Source organism: Methylobacterium sp. M6A4_1b, assembly GCF_053345175.1.
This window is the reverse complement of the sequence record NZ_JBKEZQ010000001.1, coordinates 68,745-88,384: the sequence shown is the minus strand read 5'-3', so window position 1 is coordinate 88,384 and position 19,640 is coordinate 68,745. Positions and strand designations below refer to the sequence as shown.

Below are 19,640 nucleotides of genomic sequence, written 5' to 3'. Positions count from 1 at the left end.
GGCGACCCCCGGGCCGGTGCTACGATGCCCCTGAAAGCCGGGCTGCGCCCGGCGCTGCGGGTCGGCGTGACGATCCATGGAACGCACGGACGTCCTGATCGTCGGCGCCGGTCCGACGGGCCTGGTCCTCGCCCTGTGGCTGACCCGGCTCGGAATCCGCGTCCGGATCATCGACCGGACGGAGGGGCCCGGCACCACCTCGCGGGCGCTCGGAATCCAGGCGCGCACCCTCGAGCTCTACCGCCTGCTCGGCCTCGCCGACGCGGTCGTCGAGGCCGGGCACCCCGCGACCGCCGTCAACATCTGGACCGCCGGTACGAAGCGCGCCCGCGTGGCGTTCGCGACCGACCCGCGCGACCCCACTCCCTATCCGTTCCTGCTGATCTTTCCGCAGGACGCGCACGAGCGCCTCCTGATCGATCGCCTCGCGGCGGCCGGGATCCAGATCGAGCGACGCACCGAGCTCGTGGGGTTCACGCAGGACGGGGCTCGCGTCGTCGCCACCCTGCGCACGGTCGACGGCGCCCAGGAGCGGGTCGCGGCCGCCTATCTGGCCGGATGCGACGGCGCCCGCTCCACGGTGCGCGAAACCCTGGGGATCGGGTTCTCCGGCGGCACTTACGACCGATTCTTCTACGTCGCCGACATCGCCGCGGACGGTCCCGCGATCGACGGCGAGATCCATCTCAACCTCGGCGGGGCCGCCGATTTCCTCGCCGTCTTCCCCCTGGCGGAGCGCGGGCGGGCGCGCCTCGTGGGGACCGTGCGCGACGATCACGCCGGCCGCCGCGAGAGCCTGACCTTTGACGACATCGCCGCTACGGCGCTGGAGCGCCTGCAGGTCGCGCCGCGGACGGTGAACGGGTTCTCGACCTACCGGGTGCATCACCGGGTCGCCGACCGCTTCCGGGACGGGCGCGTCTTCCTGCTCGGGGATGCCGGGCATATTCACAGCCCGGCCGGCGGGCAGGGCATGAACACCGGCATCGGCGACGCGATGAACCTCGGATGGAAGCTCGCCGCCTGCCTCCGGGGCCGGGCCGGCGACGCCCTGCTCGACACCTACGAGACCGAACGGATCGGCTTTGCCCGCCGCCTCGTGGCGACGACGGACCGGGTGTTCACCCTGGCGACCTCGGAAAACGCGCCGGCGCAGCTCTGGCGGACATGGCTCGCACCCTGGCTGGCGCCCCTCATCGCCGGTTCTCCGGCCCTCCGGCGTTTTCTGTTCCGCACGATCTCGCAGATCGGCTTGGCCTACCGGCACAGCGCCCTCAGCGCGGGCCGCGCGGGACGGGTCCACGGCGGAGACCGGTTGCCCTGGTTGCCGGGTGCGGACGACGTCGCGCCGGAATGGCGGGCGTGGGTCCACGGGACGCCGCGACCCGATCTGGCGCGCTGGTGCACGCAGCGGGGCCTGCCCCTGCGCGTCCTTGCCTGGAGCCCCGAGGCCGAGCGGGGAGGCCTGGCCCGGGACGCCCTCTACCTCGTGCGCCCCGACGGATACGTGGCCCTCGCCGATGCGAAAGCGTCCCTCCAGACGCTGGCCGCCTTCCAGGCGCAGCACGGCCTGCGCTGGGGGGCGGACGCCTGATCCGACGCCTGATCCGATGAGACGTGGGGGCTACTCGCCGACCCCGAACAGCTTCTCCAGGAAGTTGCGGTCGTCCTGGCTCGGGCCGCGGCTCGCATCCGCGTGGCGGGCGGCCGGGCGCGGCGGGGCGGCGGCCTGCGGCTCGCCGAGAAGGGCACCGATCAGGCCACCGGGGGTGGTGTTGGTGACGGCCGGCTCGGACGGGCCGCGGTTGCGCCAGCGATTGGCGCCGGGGAGCATCGTTGGGCTCTGCCCCTTGAGCGCCACGGTCATGTAGGCCTTCCAGATCTCGCCCGGCAGGTTGCCGCCCGAGACCTTCTTGGTCGGTTCGCCGTCGTCGTTGCCGAGCCAGACACCGGTCACCAGGGTGGCCGAATAGCCGATGAACCAGGCATCACGAAAATCCTGGCTGGTGCCGGTCTTGCCGGCGAGATCCCAGCCCGGAACCTCCGCTTTCTTGGCGGTGCCGGTGACGAAGGTCTCGTGCATCATCGCGTTCATCATCGAGACCGCGTTGACGTCGACGACGCGGCCGAGGCCGCCGTCCTTGCGCTTGTAGAGCACCTTGCCGTCGGCGCTCTTCACGCTGGCGATGATGTAGGGGATCACCCCCGTGCCGCCGTTGGCGAAGGCCGCGTAGGCGCCCACCATCTCGAGGGGCGTCACCTCCGAGGTACCCAGGGCGATCGAGCCGTTGGCCTGGAGCGGCGAGGAGATGCCGAGGCGCTGGGCCGTCTGCACCACGGTCTTCGGCCCGACCTCCTGGCCGAGGCGGACCGCCACGGTGTTGAGGGAGAGCGCGAGGGCGTCCCGCAGGGTCACGGGTCCCCGATAGTCGCGGGAATAATTCTCCGGGTTCCAACCCTTGATGCTGATCGGCGCGTCGTCCCGCACCGTGTCGGGAGTCAGCCCGTGCTCGACCGCCGCGAGGTAGACGAAGGGCTTGAACGACGAGCCGGGCTGGCGCTTGGCCGTGGTGGCGCGGTTGAACTGGCTCTGAGCGTAGTCGCGCCCGCCCACGAGGGCGCGGATCGCCCCGTCCGGCTTCATCGAGACGAGGGCGCCCTGGGCGACGTTGTAGCGGCCGCCCTTCTGGTTCAGCTCGTCCACCAGCGCCTTCTCGCCGGCGGCCTGCAGGCCGGTATCGACGGTGGTGGCGATCACGATGTCGCTCTCGAATTTCGGCAGGAAGTCGTCGAGCACGTCCATCACGAGGTCGGCGACGTAGTTGGCCGAGCCGCCGCCCCGCGCGCTCGCAGGCCGGGCCGGGGTCGCCAGCGCCAGCTTCGCGTCGGCCGGCTTGGCGAAGCCCAGTTCCTCCATGGCGGCGAGCACCTGGGCGGCGCGGGCCTGGGCCGCGGGCAGGTTGCGGTTCGGCGCCAAGCGCGAGGGCGCCTGGACGAGGCCGCCGAGCATCGCGGCCTCCGCCAGGGTCACGGATTTCGCCGGCTTGCCGAAGTAGCGCTGGGCCGCGGCCTCGACGCCGTAGGCGCCGGCGCCGAAGTAGACGCGGTTCAGGTAGAGTTCGAGGATCTCGTCCTTGCTGTACTTGTGCTCCAGCCACAGGGCGAGGATCGCCTCCTGGATCTTGCGCGAGGCCGAGCGCTCCGGGGTCAGGAACAGGTTCTTGGCGAGCTGCTGGGTCAGGGTCGAACCGCCCTGGGAGACGCCGCGCCGGGTCACGTTCTGGGCGACCGCGCGGGCGATGCCCACGGGGTCGACGCCGAAATGGCTGTAAAAGCGCCGGTCCTCGATCGCCACGAAGGCGCGCGGCAGGTAGGGCGGCAGTTCCTTGATGCTGACGACCCGGCCGCCGGTCTCGCCGCGATTGGCGAGCAGCGAGCCGTCGCTCGCCAGGATGGCGATGTTGGGGGGTCTCTTGGGCACCGCGAGCTGGTCGATCGGCGGCAGCTGCGAGGCGTGGTAGGCCACGAGCCCCGCGATGCCGATCACGCCCCAGAGGCCGAGGACGAGCATGCCGTAGACGAGCCGTCCGAGGATCGAGCGGCGCGCGCGGCGCGGCGCCTTGCGCAGCGCCCGCGCTGGCGGTGCGGCGGAGGCGCGGCCCTTCGCGCCGCGGCCGCCCTTCGAACCTGACTCGCCTCGCGCCACGCCGCCTCCCGCGCGATCGGATCGCGAGAGACGCAGGTCGAGGTCGGCCGGGTCCCCGACGCGGCCCTCGGGCACGTCGAAGTTCGGCTCTCCCCTGCCTCCGCCTGCGCGTCCCTTCGCCATGCGTCCCGTCTGCCTCAAGGTTCGTTCGCGATTCGAGCGATCCTGCTTGCGCACGGTAAATGCGGCGGGTTTAAGGGGTGTTAACCGGCTGATTTTTCAAAGCCTTGAAAAATCAGGGGAAATTCGGCGGTCTCTGCGGCTCGCGCACCGAATGTTCAGGCGGCGCCCGGGGAGGCCGATACGCCCAATCGACCCAAGCCTCTTATCCCTTCTTGCGCAGGGGCCTGACCGACAGGACGCCCCGATCGGTGAAGCCCGTGGCGGCGCCGAAGGCCTGCAAGTCCGTCTGCCCGGGACCGGCGAGCAACTCGATCTCGCCGCATCCCGCCGAGCGCGCCGCCTGCGACGCCGCCTTCAGGAGGAGGCGGCCGATGCCGCGCCGTCGTGCTTCGGGATCGACCACCAGCGTGGTGATCTGCGCCGTCGGCAGTCTGACGGCCAGGGACGGATACCAGTGCAGGACGACGAGGGCGCTCGGTGGCCCCCATTCGACGGCGATGAGAGCCACGCCCGGGCTCTGCCGCAGGGCCTCGATCCGCTCGGCCAGGGCCTCGGCGGCGACGGGACGGCCGCAAGACCGCAGGAGTTCGGCGAGGCCCGCCGCGTCGCCGCCATTCGCCGCCCGGATCTCCAGCCCGTAACGGCTCGCCACGCATCGCTCCGATCGGCTTCGCCGGTCGGAGCCGGCGAAGCGAGGGGTCCCTGGACCGTTCTAGTCGCGTCGCATCAGGCCGAACAGGGCGAAGCCCGCCAGGGCCGCGAGGCCGAGGGCGAGGCCGCGATTGTCCTGGAAGCGGCTCGCGGCAGCCTGCCCCGCCGCGCGCAGGTCGTTGCCCAGCGGCGAGCCGTTCAGGATGCGCTCGGCACGGTCGTGGTTCTCCGGCCGGGTCGCGATCGACACCGTGAAGGCGTCGTCGTCCAGCCGGTCGATCTCGACGCTGTTGCGCGCGAAGCCGGCGCGCGACAGGCGATCCCGCGCGACGCGGGCGGCCCTCAGAGACGGAACGGTCACGGTCGCCAACACGCTGTCAGACATCAAGTTTTCTCCCTGTTCGGCAGACCAAACCTCGCCCGGCGGAATAGGGTTCCGCGAGAGGCCGCCCGGGAAGTTTGGCGGCCGGGCGCCTTAAGCATCCGGCAACCAGCGCGGTCCTAAGCCCGGACCTCGCCGCGCGGGGCCGCCTCGCGCGGCCGTCGAGAGGAGCCTACCGGACTTGCGCGATCCGTTCGTTCCTGCCGCCCTCGCCGACCGCCTGCGGGAGAAGCGCCGCAAGCCGCGCGCCCGGGAGGCTCTCGCCTACGAACCGGCCAAGCCTGTCTTCGCCGAACTCCTCGACGCGCGTGGGCACGGCACCGGCCAGTTCGTGCGCCTGTCCCAGGGCATGGTGGAGGCGATCACACGTGGAGCCCGGGAGGAGGCCTGATCGCCCGTCGGGTCCGCATGTGGATCATCGGTCGCAGCCGATACAGATGTCGCGCACCACCCGATGGCGTCCGGGACCCGTACGCTGGTTCGGCAACTGTCCGTTGAAGGCATGCTCGACCGGCCGGGCCATCGGCGGAACCGGCTTCGGCGGCTCGGGCGAGGCCGGCCGGGGAGTTGGAGCGGTCAGGGCCATGTACTGCGCCGCGGCGGGCACCGAAGCGAGGCCGAGCGCCAGGCCGGCGAGAACGAGGCTCGGAGGCGACCAGCGGAGAAAAGCGCATGCGGGCGAAACGATCGCGGGACGTCGCGTGGCCATCGGAGCCTCCGGTCGTGATCTCACGGTGCGAATCGACACGGAGCCGCCATGCGGCGATCCGGCGTCCAGCCTGACGGGAACGGGGGGAAGCAGGGATCGTTCCCAGTCCCTTTGGCCGGCTCCGGGCCGGATGGGACCGAATTTATGCTGCACCTCCTCGTGGCCGATGGGAACGATCGGTCGGGACGGGCCGATCACGTCTCGGCCACCGGCGTCACCTCGGCGGAAGCCTATGCGGAGGTCCTGCGCCAGGTCTCGGCGGGGGTCGCCTGCACCCTGATCAACCCGGCCGACGCCGACGCGACTCTGCCACCCGGCATGGCGCTCGGCGGCTTCGACGCCCTCGTCCTCACGGGCTCGACGCTCCACGTCTGCGACGAGGCCGCGGCGGTCCGGCGCCAGATCGGCCTCGTGCGCGAGGCGCTCGCTGCCGGCCTCCCCGTGTTCGGCTCCTGCTGGGGCGTCCAGGTCGCCGCCGTGGTGGCGGGCGGCGATGCGGCCCGCAATCCGAAGGGGCCGGAATACGGGTTCTCACGCGACCTCGTGCGGACCGAGGCCGGCCGGGCGCACCCGCTCCTCGCGGGACGGGACGAGCGCTTCGACGCGCCGGCCATGCATCTCGACGCCGTCATCACGCCGCCGGCTCACGCCACCGTGCTGGCCGGCAACGGGGTCCTGTCGGTCCAGGCGATCGAGATCCGGCACGGGGCGGGCGTGTTCTGGGGCACGCAGTACCACCCGGAACTCGACCTCGACGCCCTCGCGGCGATGCTGCGCCTCTGCGCCGACGACGTGGTGGAGGCCGGCGCGCTGCCCGACCAGGCCGCGGTGGAGGCCTATGCCGCCGATCTCTGCCGCATCCACGCGGACCCGGAGGGGCAGCGGGACCTGATCGCCCGCCATCGGCTCGGTGCGGAACTGCTGGAGCCCGCGCGCCGGCGCGCGGAGATCGGCAACTTCCTCGATCGTCTCGTGCGTCCGCGGGTCGAAGCCGCGGCCTGAGGGATCAGACCGCGCGCAGGGCGGGATTGCCCGGCCGCGGGCGGGCGCCGACGATGTGGAAGGCGCGTGGCCGCACGAACAGGAACGACAGGCGCGTGTGACGGATCATCCGCTCGAAGACCAGCGGGACCAGGATCGCCACCATGGTCACGACGAGGCTCGCCCAGCCGATATCGGTGATCGCCCCGGACTTCACGATCAGAGTGCGGGTCAGGGCCATCGGCAGGAAGAAGGCCAGATAGATCACGATCGAGCGCTGGCCGCAGGCCCGCAGGGCCGCCGTCACCGGCCCGCCGGCGCGGGACATCAGGGCACCGATCGCGACGATCGCCAGGGCGCCCGCGCCGCTGAGGGCAAGGCTCAGGCCGGGAAGGTTCGCGAGAAACGGAACGGCGCGGAAGCCCGTGGGGATGAACACCATGGCGGCGTTGATCACGGCCCACAGGACGAGGCCGAGAAGGGCCGTGCGGGCATGGCGCTGCACGAGGTCGCCGAAGGTGAAGATCCGTGCCGCGAAGAGATAGCCGACCAGGAACCAGACGTAGCGGTCGCAGAACTCGTTGATCAGCTCCGAGCCGGTATGGACCGGCAGGACCTGCAGCAGAGCCGCCCCGCCGAGGAGCCAGAGCACCGGCACCGATCGCAGGGCCTTGGTCAGGACCGAGAACACCGCCAGCAGGTAGATGAACCACAGGGTCGAGTAGGGCTCGACGACGGCCAGGGCGAGGTGCGCGACGAAGGCGCCGGGTCCGGCACCGTCGGTGATCTGGCCATACTTGAAGGCCGACTGGATCAGCACCCAGAGGACGTAGAAATAGACGAAGTGCACGAGGCGCCGGTCGAGGAACAGGCGCCAGTCGCGGTCGATCACCCGTCCGAGGAACAGTCCCGACAGCAGGAAGAAGTCCGGGATGCGGAAGGGGCGCGCGAAGGCCACCACGGTGTGGAGGAAGCCTTCGCCCTCCATCGCGATGCCGGTGCCCAGGGTCGAGTGCATCATCACCACCAGGATGATGCAGAGGCCCTTGGCGACATCCACCCAGGCGAGCCGGCTCGCATCCTCGGGGGACCCCGCCGCGTCACGCCCCGCCCCCTGCCCAGCCTCGACCGCCGCCATGATCCGTCCCCGCTTACAGGGGCGCAATCCTCGGGCGAGAGGTCTTAAGGATGGGGATACGGGCCGGAGCGCTCGGCGATCATACCGAACGGACGGTAAAGGCGTCCTCGCGAATCGCGGCCCTCAGTGCGGTTTGCGCTTGGCGCCCCGGCGGTCGCGCGTCATGCGTGTCGCCGCATGGAAGTCGTTCGGCTTCGTGCGGATCCAGGCCAGGAACTCCGCCATCTCAGGTGCTGCCCGCAGGGCGTCCACGTCGGCGAGGCGGCGGGCGATCTCGGCCTCGCTGAAGCGGGCGTGGATCGCCGAGTGGCAGATCTGATGCAGGCGCACCGTCCCGGCCCGCGCTCCGCCCTTCAGCTTCGGGGTCAGGTGATGCAGGCTCGATTTGGCCTGGGGCGGGATCGGCCGCTCGCAGAGCGGGCAGGTGACCGCAGGCTTGGCCCGTGGCCCGTGCGTCGCCGGGTCGTCGTCGCGCCAGAGTCGGGCTCGTCGTCCCATGGGCTCTCCGTCGGATGGGTCGGTCAGTGGACCGCCGTCGGGACAAGGGGGCGACAGGGCGGATCGTTCGATCCGAAGACGTCGAGGGCCTGACGATCCTGCGACCCGAGGATGGACACGTGGTCGCCGGCGATCACCGTCATGCGCGCGCGCGGACCGGCGCGCGCGGCCAGCCGCTCGGCATGCGCCCTCGGCACGACCGCGTCCTCCGCGCCATGGACGATGAGGACCGGGCCGGCCCCCGCGGCGATGCGGAGGTCGGACCGGAAGGTATCCTGCAGGAGCAGGCCGGTCGGCAGGTACGGGAAGCGCCCCGCGACGATGGCCGAGAGGGAATCGAACGGGGCTTCGAGGTAGAGGCCGAGATGCGGCCGGGTCTCGGCCAGGGCCACCGCCACCGCGGCGCCGAGGGAATGCCCGTGCAGCAGCACCGGCGCCCCGGGCGCCCGGACCTGGACCAGCGCGTAGGCCGCCTGCCCGTCGGCGATCAGGCCCGCTTCACTGGGGCTTCCGGTCGAGCCGGGATAGCCGCGATAGGCGATGGCGAGGACGCCCCAGCCGGCGGCGCGCCAGGGCGCGCCGGCAAAGCGCGCCGCGCCGGGCTCCGGCCGCGAGCCGTTGCCGTGGAGGGTGAGGATGACGGGGCAGCCCGGCTCCGGCGCGCGCCAGAACCCGAGCAGGTGCTCCCCGTCGGCCGTCTGCAGGCTGACTGCCTCCGTGCCCATCGGTGCCGGGCGGGCCGGAGCGGGCGCCGGGCTGCGAAAGGCGCCGGGGTAGATCAGGTGGCGCTGGAACACGGTCAGGAGCGCGACCCCCAGGAGGGAGAGGCCGAGGAACGCGGCGGCCAGGAGGGAAGCGAGAAGGCGCATGGGCTCGACTGAGGAGAGGCCGCGGTCGGGCGAAGTCCCCGCGGCGTCATGGCGAGGCGCCGAATCGCACCCGACCCGAGGAGGGGAACTTCGGGGCGTGGCCGAGAGGTAGGGACTGGACTTTGTCGTGTCACCAGCGATGTTGCGTCGCGTGAAAGCGCCCGTTCCCGTCTCCCCCCGCCGTCGGCTTCAGCAAGTGCGAGGCCGGGCCATCCGGCTCGCACCGGTCCGGTGCGGCGCGTCATGACGGGATCGTCCGGCGAGGGACGGGTCGCGGACATTCCAGGCCTGAGCCCGAACGTGCTGCTTCTCGGGCTGATCTTCTGCGGGGTCGGCTTCGGCATCGGCGCCGGGGCGCTCGCGGGCTCGGGCGCCGCCTTCGTGTTCCTGATGGCCGGCTGGGTGCTCGGCCAGTGCCTGCATGAGTATGGCCATGCTCGCGCCGCGCGCCATTGCGGCCTGGCTCCGACCGGGGCGCTGACCCTCGATCCGCTTCGGGCGCCCGCCCCTGTGGCGACCATGCTGCTGCCGGCCCTGTTCACCATCCTGGGCGGCATCGGGTTTCCCGGCGGAACCGGTGCACCGCCCGAGGCGAGTCTCAGCCGGGGCCGGCAATCCGCTGTGGCTGCGGCCGGTCCAGTGATGAGCCTTGCCTTCCTTCTCACGCTTTCGCTGCTCTACGGCCTGACGAGCGCGGAGGCCGAGACCCTGCGCGCGGTTCTCGCCGTCTCGGTGCTGTTCCAGGGTACGGCCCTGGTCCTCGGCCTGATGCCGGTCCCGGGTCTGGACGGCTACGGCATCCTCCGGCCATGGCTGCCTGATTCCGGAGCCGCTTTCCTATCCTGGGCGGATCGGATGGCCCGGCATCCGAGCCTCGTCCTGCTGGGCCTGTTCCTGGCTTCCTCGGTTTTCACCCGACCTCTGTTCCGCGCCAGCCTGACGTTGACCGAGACGTTCGGCATCGAACTCGCCGACGTGATCGCCGGTTTCAGGCTCGTTCGCCTGTGGTGATGGAGCGGATGCTGCGCCACGGCGGACGGGATGCGAGATTTGATTTGCCGGCTGAATGCCTGTGATGCAGTGTCGACCTCGAAGAGCCAAGCCGTACGCTTGCCGTGGGTGGGGAAGCACTGTGCGGAGCTCGGAATTCGGGACGTCGCGCCCGATGGCGGCGATGGTCGAGGTCGAGAGTTCAGCATGCGTGACGATACGTCGGGGCGGCAGGCCTCGCCTCACGCCTACCGCGTTCTCCTGCTCGAGGCTTCTGGCCGCGTTCTTCGCACAAAATCCCTCATGGGCTGTACCGAGGCCGAGGCCATCGAGCGGGCTCGAGACTTCATGGACGGCCGGTCGGTCGAGCTCTGGGACGGAAGCCGCCTGATCCAGCGCCTCGACGCGCCCCATGACCCGGAATCGGACGAACCCTAGCAGGACGCGGCGGCCGCGGCATTCGGGCATCGTGGGGGCCGACCGGGCTTTCGTGCTAGGTGCCGCTCGGCCTCCGGACCCGACGCGATCCGGTGCGCCCGGTGGAGAGACCCTGCGATGGCCCTCAAGACGACGTTCCTGGTGCAGACCTTCGTGCTCAAGCGCAAGCGGCTCTCGCCGGGGGACCGCGAGGTGGCGGTGACGGAGAGCGGGGCGCTGAAGAAAGCCGAGGCCATGGCATCGCGCTTCCCCGGTACGGCGGCGATCAAGGTCGTGGCCGACGACGAGACGGGGGAACTCGAGAGCGCGTCCATCCTCGGCAGCTTCGGGGAGGTGCCGGACGATTTCGCCGAGAGCCTGCAGGGATCCTGAGGCAGCCGCCTTCGGCGTCCACAACCTTTGGGTCTCGAATCGCGAAAGGGCTCCGCCTCGCGGCGAAGCCCCTCGATGCTGCGTTGGGGCGTCAGCCGTTACGGGCAGGCGTGGCGCTGGCCGTCATTGCCCAGATAGGTTCCGGTGCGGCGGTCGTAGGAGCGGAAGCGCTGGACGCAGTAGGCGACGTCGCCGCCGCCGGTGGCGACCTCCGGACCGGCCTCGTAGCCCGTCGCGGCATAGCCGCCGCCATAGGGTGCGTAGCCGCCGTAATAGGCCGGGGCATAGCCGCCGGCGTAGTCGTCACCGTAATAGCCGCCATAGGCGCTGCCGAGGCCGTAGCCGATCCCAGCTCCTGCGAGACCCAGACCGAGCCCGAGGCCGAGCCCACCATAGCCGCGGCGGTAGCCGTAGCCGCGTCCGGCATAGGCGCCGCCTCGGTTGAAGCCGCCGCGATCACCCCGGAAGCCGTTGCCGGCAGCAAGGCCCGCTCCGGCGCCGACGGCACCCACGCCGACACTTCCGCGGCGGCTGAAGCCGCCGCGATTGAAGCCACCCTGCGCGAGGCCGCCGCGGAACCCGCCGCCGCCGACATTGCCGCCGCGGAAGCCGCCGCCCTGAGCGAGACCGCCGCGGAAGCCACCTCCACCGAAGTTGCCGCCGCGGAAGCCGCCGCCCATGCCGCCGCCATGGAAGCCGCCGCCACCGCCCCGGAAGCCGCCGCCTCCGGGACGCGCATCGGCGGAGGCGGGAATCATCGAGAGGGCACCGACCAGGGCGGCCGATGCCAGGAATATGCGCTTCATGGGAGAACCTGTCGTTCGCGTGCCGACCCCGAGGATCGAACTTCTGGTAAACGAACGCGGGGCCTGACGATTAAGTTCGTTTCACACCCTCTTCCGCGTCGGTTTGCCGGACCGGTGATTGACAAAACGGCCGCCGACCTCGACTCTGGAAGCATTCCGAGGGGGGCTCCGAGTACGGGAGCTGAGATTGGGCGCGTCGCCCTGACCCTTGAACCTGATCCGGTTCGTACCGGCGGAGGGACGGGAATCTCAACGACGGCGCGAATCTCCAGGCGCCATCCCATCCAATCCCTCCGCCCATGAACCGGATCGTCTCCCACGCCAGGAGCGAAACCGATGAATGCACCCGTTCTCCCGAAGGGTCTGCCGCAGGGCCAGCCGCAGGCGGTCACCACCGGCCCGATCATGGGCTCGCGCAAGGTCTACGCGCCCGTGGCCGGGCACGACGACATCCGGGTGCCGTTCCGCGAGATCACGCTCAGCGATCCGAAGGAGGCCCCGGTGCGGGTCTACGATCCGTCGGGTCCCTACACGGAGACGGACGCCAAGATCGACCTCCATGCCGGCCTGCCGCTGGTGCGCGAACCCTGGATCGCCCGGCGCGGCTACGCCACGGTGACCCCGCGCGCGGTCAAGCCCGAGGACAACGGCTTCGTGCCCGAGGACAAGCTCGTGGCCCCGTGCCCGGCGACCCGCGAGATCCGCAAGGCCGGCCCCGGCCAGATGGTGACGCAGTACGAGTTCGCCCGCGCCGGGATCATCACCGAGGAGATGATCTACGTCGCCAACCGCGAGAACCTCGCCCGCCAGACGATGCTGGAAGGCGCGCAGACCGCCCTGGCCGACGGCAACAGTTTCGGCGCGTCCCTGCCGGCCTTCATCACGCCCGAGTTCGTCCGCGACGAGGTGGCCCGGGGCCGCGCCATCATCCCGGCCAACATCAACCACCCCGAGGTGGAGCCGATGGCGATCGGCCGCAACTTCCTGGTGAAGATCAACGCCAATATCGGCAATTCCGCCGTGACGTCCTCGGCCGCCGAGGAGGTCGAGAAGCTGGTCTGGGCGAGCCGCTGGGGCGCCGACACGGTGATGGACCTCTCGACGGGCCGCAACATCCACAACATCCGCTCGTGGATCGTGCGCAACTCGCCCGTTCCGATCGGCACCGTGCCGATCTACCAGGCCCTGGAGAAGGTCGGCGGCGACCCGCTGAAGCTCGACTGGGAGGTCTTCAAGGACACGCTCATCGAGCAGGCCGAGCAGGGCATCGACTACTTCACGATCCATGCGGGCGTGCGCCTCGCCCACGTGCCGCTCACCGCGCGCCGGGTGACCGGCATCGTCTCCCGCGGCGGCTCGATCATGGCGCGCTGGTGCCTCGCCGGACACCGCGAGTCGTTCCTGTACGAGCGCTTCGACGAGATCTGCGACATCATGCGGGCCTACGACGTCTCGTTCTCCCTGGGCGACGGCCTGCGCCCCGGCTCCATCGCGGATGCCAACGACGCGGCGCAGTTCGCGGAGCTGGAGACCCTGGGCGAGCTCACCAAGATCGCCTGGGACAAGGGCTGCCAGACCATGATCGAGGGCCCCGGCCACGTGCCGATGCACAAGATCAAGGTGAACATGGAAAAGCAGCTCGTGGAGTGCGGCGAAGCGCCGTTCTACACCCTCGGCCCGCTGACCACCGACATCGCCCCCGGCTACGACCACATCACGTCGGGCATTGGCGCCGCGATGATCGGCTGGTTCGGCTGCGCCATGCTCTGCTACGTCACCCCGAAGGAGCATCTCGGTCTGCCCAACCGCGACGACGTCAAGGAAGGCGTGATCACCTACAAGATCGCGGCCCATGCCGCCGACCTCGCCAAGGGCCACCCGGCGGCGCAGCTGCGCGACGACGCCCTGTCGCGGGCCCGGTTCGACTTCCGCTGGGAGGACCAGTTCAACCTCTCCCTCGACCCCGATACGGCGCGCGCCTTCCACGACGAGACCCTGCCGAAGGACGCCCACAAGGTCGCGCATTTCTGCTCGATGTGCGGGCCTAAGTTCTGCTCGATGAAGATCACGCAGGACCTGCGCGCCGAGGTGCTGGCGATGGAGGCGGCCGGGCAGGTGCTCGGTGAGGCCGCCCCCCTGAGCGCGGCCGAGCGCGAGGCCGGCATGGCCGCGAAATCCGCCGAGTTCCAGGCCGAGGGCGGCAAGCTCTACGTCGACGCGGCTGAGTAGGACGGCCGCGTCCCGGGCCGGTCTCAGCTGACCGGCCCGGGACAGGCGCCGCGGGAAAGAACCGCACGCGGCGCGAAGAACGCCAGGGGCGTGCTCGCGCGCGCTTCGTAGGCGTCATGGAGCGCGCCGATCATGAGATCGGCGGCGATGTCGAAATCGGGCGGCGTGCCGAGCGTGATCTCCCGTTTGTAGTTTTCGTTCGAGCCGGCCTGCGCGAAGCCCAGTCGATGCAGGGCCGATTTCGAGGACTCGGACAGGGAGTGGCCGGGCGCTTCGGCCCCCTGCGCATACGCGCCCGAGGACGCTTCGCAGTGCAGCTTCCGATCCTCGTCCACGAAGATGCACTGGACGTAGCGCTGATCCGTCCGGACGACGCTCACGGCGAGGAACCGATCCCGGGACGTGGAGCGCGGGCCGCGCAGGTGGATGCTGCTCAGCCGCGCGACCACGGCGCAGCGATGGAGCTCGATGAAGGCGGCGCGACCGCGATCGTCCGAAGCGGCGTCCGAGATCGGGATGAGGCCGAGCCCGAGCATGGCCGCTGCGATCGGCCGGATTTGACGTCGCCCCTGTCCGGTGGAGACCATTCCGACTGCCTCGAGATCGCGTCGTCGGGCGAGCACGTCCGATCTCGGAAGTCTCTATCACAGGTTGAAACCCGCGGCATCGTCCGTACGCGTCCTGTCCCTGGCGCTTCACGCGAACAGCCCATGCACGAACCAGCGTGCGGGCGTCTCCATCGTGAGAAAGTCCTCCCGGTAGACCCAGAGGCGGCGGCCGGTATCGTCCTCCACCACGTAATAGTCCCGCGTCGGCCCGGGGGCGTGCCACCACGCGTCTGCGATGCGCTCGGGTCCGTCCGCATGGGCGACGCGGTGCAGGCGCCGGCGCCAGCGGAAGCGGTGCGGCGGCCCGTCGGGAGCGAGCGCGATGACGTCCTCGGCCGCCTCGCCCCGGCTGAGCAGCACCAGCGGCCGCGGCGGCAGGCGCGGCCGGGACGCCGGATCGGTCCGGCCCGTCGGCGTGCGCTGGCCCGCCCCCCAGGGTTCCACGATCTCGGCCCGCTCGGGCAGGTGGCTCTCCCGGAAGCCGAGCCGCATCATCCGCCGGCCGAGGCGCTGGCGCAGGGCATCGCCCAGACGTCCGGCCCCTCCCTCACCACCGGCGGCCGCCTCCACCAGAATCCCCTGACGCGGCGCGATCGTACCCGTGGCGGTGACCGCGAGGCCCACGCTCTCGAAGCCGAAGCCGGCATCGAGGGCCGGGCCGAGGCGGTCGAGGCGAAGGGTCAACAGGCGCCCGAGCTGGGCCGGGCAGCGGGTCGGCAGGCTCATCCCGAGGTCGAGGGTTCGCACCACCCCGTCGACGCGGGTCAGGGACAGCCGCAAAGCCCGGGCGCCGAGGCCGGCCGCCTCCAGCCGCGGGGCCAACCCCTCCATCAGGCGCGTGGCCGTGGCGACGATGGTCTCCGGCCGGCCGATCGGCTCGAGGAAGCCGCGCGCGGCTTCGAAGTCGCGCGGGTCCTCCGCCGAGACGAGGGGCTCCGGACGGTGGCCGAGGGCCTGGTCGAGGCGGAGCAGCAGGGTCTCGCCGAAGCGCCGGGCCAGGGGCGCGCGGGGCGCGGCGGCGAGGTCGCCGATCCGGCGCAGGCCGAGGCGGGCCAGGGCCTGCGCCGTGCCGGGATCGAGGCGCAGGGCCGAGACCGGCAGGGCCCGCAGGGCCTCCCCGTTGCATCCGGGTGCCACCAGGCCGCCCCCGCCGTGACGCGCCAGGGCGAAGGCGCAGGCGGGCGTGTCGGCGAGCGCGATCCGCGCCGGGATCGCGCCTTCGGACAAACGCCGGGCGAGATCCTCCAGCAGCGGCGCCTCCCCGCCGAACAGGTGGCTCGCCCCCGCGATGTCGAGGAAGAATCCATCTCCGCCCTCCGCCGGGCCGTAAGGGGCGACGACCGGGGTGTAGCGCTTGGCCCAGAGGCAGAGCCGGTGCAGGGCGGCGTCATCCGCTTCCGGGTCGGCGGGATGGACGGAAACGGGCGTGCCGATCCGCGCGCGGGCTCGGGCCAGGGTTTCGCCGGGTTCGAGGCCGAGGGCGCGGGCAGCGGCGTCCACCGCGACCAGGCGCAGGCCGCTGGCCTCCATCGCGGCCACGACCACGGGGCCGTCATCCCGAGCGCTGGACCCGTTCGACCGCCTCAGCCGCGTGACCGGCCAATGCTCCAGCCAGACCGAAACGATGCGCGGCATGATCCCATTCCAGAAGCCAGTGTCCGGTCCGCCCATTGCGGCTTCGGTCGAGGGTCACCTGCCAGCACGGCCGCTCGATGCAGCCGAAGCGGTCGCGCAGGGCCTTGCCGGCGGCGATCCGCCAGCGGGTCGCTGCCACGTTGGGGCTCTCCGCCTCCGATGGCCGCAGGACGAGGAGGAGGAGGTCGGTCCGCCCGGCCGCGAGGTGAAGCCGGCGGCTCTGGGTCAGGGGCAGGGCGGCGTCGACGAGTCCCGCCACGGCGGCCAGTCCCTGCGCGCGCAGGGATTCCTCTAGGGCCCGATAAGCGTCGCCGTCGCTGGCGACCTCGAACAGCAGGAGCCGTCCGGGGTCGAGGCCGAGGCCGGCCAGGCCGTGCCCGTAGGGGAGGGGGTGGCCCTGGCCCGCCACCAGCAGGGCCTCGCCGCGCACCCGGCCGAGGTGGCGCGCCACCAGGGCGAGGGCGAAGCCGAGGGCCGCCGGCTCGTCCCCCGCCTGGGCCGGGGCGATCTCGTGCAACTGCCCGAGGGCGAGGCCACCCTGTGCGAGGCGCGAATCGATGTCGTGGATGCCCAGCGGAAGGGCGCCCCGTAGGACCGACGCGCCCCCGCGGCCGGCCACCAGGTCGCGCAGGACCGCCAGATCCAAGGGACCGGCGTCGGGAGAAGGCGCCTCCACGCTCGGTCGGTCCAAAGGCAGGGTCTCGACGTCCGCATCGGGAGGGTCTTCAGGGCTCTGTCTCATCGGCTCCGCTCCATCCCGCTATGCTAAGAACAAAACAGGAACATACTCAATCGGTTTCCAGGGCTCTCCAAGATTTCATCTGAAATCAGGGACTTGGCCTGTGGAAGGCTGTGGACGCCTGTGGACGGCAGGCGCCGGGGCGGTGGGGCCGTCACCCTTGACCCTGTGGCGACGGCAGGGCAGCACTCCCCACCTGCCGCGCAGCAGACGCGGATCAGCCGGGAGAACTCCATGCGTCTCGCTCGTGCCCTCGTGGTCCTGTCGGGCCTGATCCCCGTCGCGGGAGGGCTCCCCGCTGCGGCGCAGCCGGCGGCTCAGCCCAGGGGCGAGGCGCCCAGGGCGGCGGCACCAAAGGCACGCGGGCCCCAGGCCGCGTCGCAGCCGATCCAGGTCTACGATGCCCGCTTCGAGAACGGAGACCTGCGCATCTCGGGCAGCGTGCGCAAGGCCGGCACCGTGGTGGTGCTCGACGAGGACATCTCGATCATCGCCGACAGCCGGGGCCGCTTCGTTTTCCGTCTGCCCTACGTGCCCACCAACTGCATCGCCACCCTGAAGGCCGGCGAGGACGAGCGCGAGGCGGCCATCGCCAATTGCGGCCCTGCCGGCCAGCCCGGTCCGAAGGGCGAGACCGGCGACAAGGGCGAGACCGGCCCCGCCGGGCCTCAGGGCGTCGCCGGCCTGCCCGGTCCTCAGGGACCGAAAGGCGACACCGGGGCCAGAGGCGAGGCCGGCCCGAAGGGCGAGACGGGCGCCCGAGGCGAGGCAGGCCCCAAGGGGGAAGTCGGACCCAGGGGTGAGGCCGGCCCAAAGGGTGAGACCGGCCCGAAGGGGACTGCCGGCGAGCGCGGACCGGCGGGTTCCAGGGGAGAGGCCGGCCAGGCCGCCCTCGCGGCGGCCGCGCCCGCATCCCCGTTCCGGGTGGTGCGCCAGGACACCTGCCCGGCCTCGGGCTGCGCGATCACCTGCGAGGGCACCGAGATCCTCGCCTCGGCCCTGTGCCTGAAGGGGGGAAGCGCCATCGTGACGGCGGGCGCCGACGGAACCTTGAGCGCGGCCTGTCCCGCCGAGAGCCAGGGACTGGTCGGCCTCTGCGCCCGGCGCTGAGGGGCCAAGGCGACCCGAGCGATCGCCCCTCGCCGAAACGGAGCCGTCCGGTGTAAGGACGCGCTTCGTTTTCGTGCCGAAGTCGATCCCACCCTTGTCGATACCGCCCATGCCGCTTGTCCCCTCCTGCACCGTTCCCAGCGTCCGCGGGGCCTCGCGATGAGCGTGGGCATCTGGGGCAAGCTCGGAGGCGCCGGCCTCGGCCTCGCCATCGGCGGTCCCCTCGGCGGCCTCGTCGGCGGCGTGGCCGGGCACTTCCTGGTCGACCGCGAGGGCGCGCTGTTCGGCGCCACGCCGCGCGACGTGGTCTTCACCACCGGCCTCGTGGCGCTCGCCGCCAAGATGGCCAAATCCGACGGCGTGGTGACGCCGGCGGAGGTCGAGGCCTTCGCCAAGGTGGTGCAGGTGGACGAGCGAGCCCGGCCCGGCGTGCAGCGCCTGTTCGACCTCGCCAAGGGTACAGCGAACGGCTTCGAGGCCTATGCCCGGCAGCTGGCCAACACCTTCCACGACGAGCCGGCCCTGCTGGAGGACGTCCTCGACGGCCTGTTCCACATCGCCAAGGCCGATGGCGCCATCCACGAGGCGGAGGAGCGCTACCTGCGCGCCGTGGCGGAGACCTTCGGCTACGACGAGGCCGCGTTCCGCCGCATCGCCGCACGGCACGTCCGCCTCTCCGACGATCCCTACCTCGTGCTCGGCCTCGATCACGACGTCGACGATGCCGGACTGAAGGCCGCCCACCGAGCCCTGGTGCGGGAGAACCATCCCGACCGGGCCATCGCGCGCGGCCTGCCGCCGGAGGCGGTGGCCATCGCCACCCGCCGGCTCGCGGCCATCAACGCCGCCTATGACCGGATCAGCACCGAGCGGGGCCTCACGTGAAACCGACGCCCGAGAGTCCCGTCGCCACCAGCGTCCACCCGTCGCCGAACCACGGCGACCGCCGCTCCGGTCCGGTCGACCTCCTCATCCTGCACTACACCGGCATGGAGAGCGCGGCCGCCGCCCTGCAGCGTCTCGCCAACCCCGTGGCGGAGGTCTCGGCCCATTACGTGGTGCTGGAGGACGGCCGCGTGGTCCAGATGGTGCCCGAAGGACGCCGGGCCTGGCATGCGGGCCAGGGCTCCTGGGCCGGGATCAGCGACGTGAACTCGCGCTCCCTGGGGATCGAGATCGTCAATGCAGGTCACTCGGGCGGCCTCCCGGCCTATCCCGCGGTACAGATCGAGGCCGTGATCGCCCTGTGCGGCGATCTCGCCAAGCGCTGGGGCCTCGCCCCGCACCGGATCCTCGCGCATTCCGACATCGCGCCCGAGCGCAAGGAGGATCCGGGCGAGCACTTTCCCTGGGAGCGCCTCGCCTGCGCCGGCATCGGCCACTGGGTGCCGTCGGCCCCGATCCGCGACGGCCGGTTCTTCGCGCAGGGTGATGCCGGGCCGCCGATCGAGGCGTTGCAGGCGATGTTCGCCCTCTACGGCTACGACCTGCCGGTGAGCGCCACCTTCGACGCCCGCATGGACGCGGTGGTGACGGCCTTCCAGCGCCACTTCCGGCCGGCCCGCGTCGACGGCGTCGCCGACGCCTCGACCATCACGACCCTGCGGGACCTGATCGCGGCGCTGCCGGGGCGGTAAGGTCTCGCGTTCCCAGAGC

The 19,640-nt window shown here is 71.6% G+C and carries 21 protein-coding genes and 1 riboswitch; of the genes, 10 read left to right on the top strand and 11 right to left on the bottom strand.

The window, feature by feature from the left end:
• Positions 1-76: 76 nt before the first annotated feature.
• Entirely contained in the window at positions 77-1,594 is a 1,518-nt protein-coding gene (locus ACLBWX_RS00435; RefSeq protein WP_447675128.1) for an FAD-dependent oxidoreductase, read from the top strand.
• Between the two features lie 30 nt (positions 1,595-1,624).
• Here ACLBWX_RS00435 and ACLBWX_RS00430 read toward each other — a convergent pair whose 3' ends face one another.
• From ACLBWX_RS00430 to ACLBWX_RS00420, 3 genes are all read right to left on the bottom strand, one after another.
• Positions 1,625-3,829, bottom strand: a complete 2,205-nt coding sequence (locus tag ACLBWX_RS00430) for a transglycosylase domain-containing protein (RefSeq protein ID WP_447675127.1) — start codon at positions 3,827-3,829, stop codon at positions 1,625-1,627.
• A gap of 202 nt (positions 3,830-4,031) precedes the next feature.
• Positions 4,032-4,481: an N-acetyltransferase family protein gene (locus tag ACLBWX_RS00425; protein ID WP_447675126.1), complete on the bottom strand. Its 450-nt coding sequence runs from the start codon at positions 4,479-4,481 to the stop codon at positions 4,032-4,034.
• Between the two features lie 60 nt (positions 4,482-4,541).
• Entirely contained in the window at positions 4,542-4,865 is a 324-nt protein-coding gene (locus tag ACLBWX_RS00420; protein ID WP_447675125.1) for a hypothetical protein, read from the bottom strand.
• A gap of 178 nt (positions 4,866-5,043) precedes the next feature.
• On the opposite strand from ACLBWX_RS00420, the gene ACLBWX_RS00415 reads away from it, so the two are divergent.
• Positions 5,044-5,253, top strand: a complete 210-nt coding sequence (locus ACLBWX_RS00415) for a hypothetical protein (RefSeq protein ID WP_447675124.1) — start codon at positions 5,044-5,046, stop codon at positions 5,251-5,253.
• 24 nt (positions 5,254-5,277) lie between these two features.
• Here the strand turns inward: ACLBWX_RS00415 and ACLBWX_RS00410 are convergent, their stop codons facing one another.
• Positions 5,278-5,571 carry a hypothetical protein gene (locus tag ACLBWX_RS00410; protein ID WP_447675123.1) on the bottom strand — a complete coding sequence of 98 codons (294 nt, stop codon included), beginning with the start codon at positions 5,569-5,571 and terminating at the stop codon, positions 5,278-5,280.
• Between the two features lie 144 nt (positions 5,572-5,715).
• Between ACLBWX_RS00410 and ACLBWX_RS00405 the strand changes: the two genes are divergently transcribed.
• Entirely contained in the window at positions 5,716-6,573 is an 858-nt protein-coding gene (locus ACLBWX_RS00405) for a glutamine amidotransferase-related protein (protein WP_447675122.1), read from the top strand.
• A 4-nt stretch (positions 6,574-6,577) separates the two neighbouring features.
• Here ACLBWX_RS00405 and ACLBWX_RS00400 read toward each other — a convergent pair whose 3' ends face one another.
• From ACLBWX_RS00400 to ACLBWX_RS00390, 3 genes are all read right to left on the bottom strand, one after another.
• Positions 6,578-7,690, bottom strand: coding sequence for an acyltransferase family protein (locus tag ACLBWX_RS00400; protein WP_447675121.1), 1,113 nt, complete (start codon positions 7,688-7,690; stop codon positions 6,578-6,580).
• 123 nt (positions 7,691-7,813) lie between these two features.
• Positions 7,814-8,188 carry a restriction endonuclease gene (locus ACLBWX_RS00395; protein WP_447675120.1) on the bottom strand — a complete coding sequence of 125 codons (375 nt, stop codon included), beginning with the start codon at positions 8,186-8,188 and terminating at the stop codon, positions 7,814-7,816.
• Positions 8,189-8,211: 23 nt separating this feature from the next.
• Entirely contained in the window at positions 8,212-9,057 is an 846-nt protein-coding gene (locus ACLBWX_RS00390) for an alpha/beta hydrolase (RefSeq protein ID WP_447675119.1), read from the bottom strand.
• Positions 9,058-9,300: 243 nt separating this feature from the next.
• On the opposite strand from ACLBWX_RS00390, the gene ACLBWX_RS00385 reads away from it, so the two are divergent.
• From ACLBWX_RS00385 to ACLBWX_RS00375, 3 genes are all read left to right on the top strand, one after another.
• Positions 9,301-10,068 carry a site-2 protease family protein gene (locus tag ACLBWX_RS00385; protein ID WP_447675118.1) on the top strand — a complete coding sequence of 256 codons (768 nt, stop codon included), beginning with the start codon at positions 9,301-9,303 and terminating at the stop codon, positions 10,066-10,068.
• Between the two features lie 282 nt (positions 10,069-10,350).
• Positions 10,351-10,485 (top strand): hypothetical protein, encoded by a 135-nt coding sequence (locus ACLBWX_RS00380; protein WP_447675117.1) that lies wholly within the window; start codon positions 10,351-10,353, stop codon positions 10,483-10,485.
• 117 nt (positions 10,486-10,602) lie between these two features.
• Positions 10,603-10,857: a hypothetical protein gene (locus tag ACLBWX_RS00375; protein WP_447675116.1), complete on the top strand. Its 255-nt coding sequence runs from the start codon at positions 10,603-10,605 to the stop codon at positions 10,855-10,857.
• A 98-nt stretch (positions 10,858-10,955) separates the two neighbouring features.
• Here ACLBWX_RS00375 and ACLBWX_RS00370 read toward each other — a convergent pair whose 3' ends face one another.
• Entirely contained in the window at positions 10,956-11,663 is a 708-nt protein-coding gene (locus ACLBWX_RS00370) for a BA14K family protein (protein ID WP_447675115.1), read from the bottom strand.
• Between the two features lie 149 nt (positions 11,664-11,812).
• Positions 11,813-11,921, top strand: a riboswitch (TPP riboswitch).
• Between the two features lie 78 nt (positions 11,922-11,999).
• Here ACLBWX_RS00370 and thiC point away from each other — a divergent pair.
• Entirely contained in the window at positions 12,000-13,892 is a 1,893-nt protein-coding gene (gene thiC / locus ACLBWX_RS00365) for a phosphomethylpyrimidine synthase ThiC (RefSeq protein ID WP_447675114.1), read from the top strand.
• A 23-nt stretch (positions 13,893-13,915) separates the two neighbouring features.
• Here thiC and ACLBWX_RS00360 read toward each other — a convergent pair whose 3' ends face one another.
• From ACLBWX_RS00360 to ACLBWX_RS00350, 3 genes are all read right to left on the bottom strand, one after another.
• On the bottom strand, positions 13,916-14,428 hold the full coding sequence (locus ACLBWX_RS00360; RefSeq protein ID WP_447675113.1) for a TY-Chap domain-containing protein: 513 nt from the start codon (positions 14,426-14,428) through the stop codon (positions 13,916-13,918).
• A gap of 159 nt (positions 14,429-14,587) precedes the next feature.
• Positions 14,588-16,135, bottom strand: a complete 1,548-nt coding sequence (locus ACLBWX_RS00355; protein WP_447675112.1) for a Y-family DNA polymerase — start codon at positions 16,133-16,135, stop codon at positions 14,588-14,590.
• Entirely contained in the window at positions 16,053-16,877 is an 825-nt protein-coding gene (locus ACLBWX_RS00350; protein ID WP_447675111.1) for an ImuA family protein, read from the bottom strand. Before ACLBWX_RS00350 ends, ACLBWX_RS00355 begins: the two co-directional genes overlap by 83 nt.
• Positions 16,878-17,108: 231 nt before the next feature.
• Between ACLBWX_RS00350 and ACLBWX_RS00345 the strand changes: the two genes are divergently transcribed.
• From ACLBWX_RS00345 to ACLBWX_RS00335, 3 genes are all read left to right on the top strand, one after another.
• Complete coding sequence (locus ACLBWX_RS00345; RefSeq protein WP_447675110.1) at positions 17,109-17,984, top strand: collagen-like protein; 876 nt, start codon at positions 17,109-17,111, stop codon at positions 17,982-17,984.
• A 159-nt stretch (positions 17,985-18,143) separates the two neighbouring features.
• The gene (locus ACLBWX_RS00340; protein WP_447675109.1) at positions 18,144-18,869 is read left to right on the top strand and encodes a TerB family tellurite resistance protein; all 726 of its coding nucleotides are present in this window, start codon (positions 18,144-18,146) and stop codon (positions 18,867-18,869) included.
• Positions 18,866-19,621: an N-acetylmuramoyl-L-alanine amidase gene (locus tag ACLBWX_RS00335; protein WP_447675108.1), complete on the top strand. Its 756-nt coding sequence runs from the start codon at positions 18,866-18,868 to the stop codon at positions 19,619-19,621. The genes ACLBWX_RS00340 and ACLBWX_RS00335 overlap by 4 nt, the downstream gene beginning before the upstream one ends.
• The last annotated feature ends 19 nt before the right edge of the window (positions 19,622-19,640 follow it).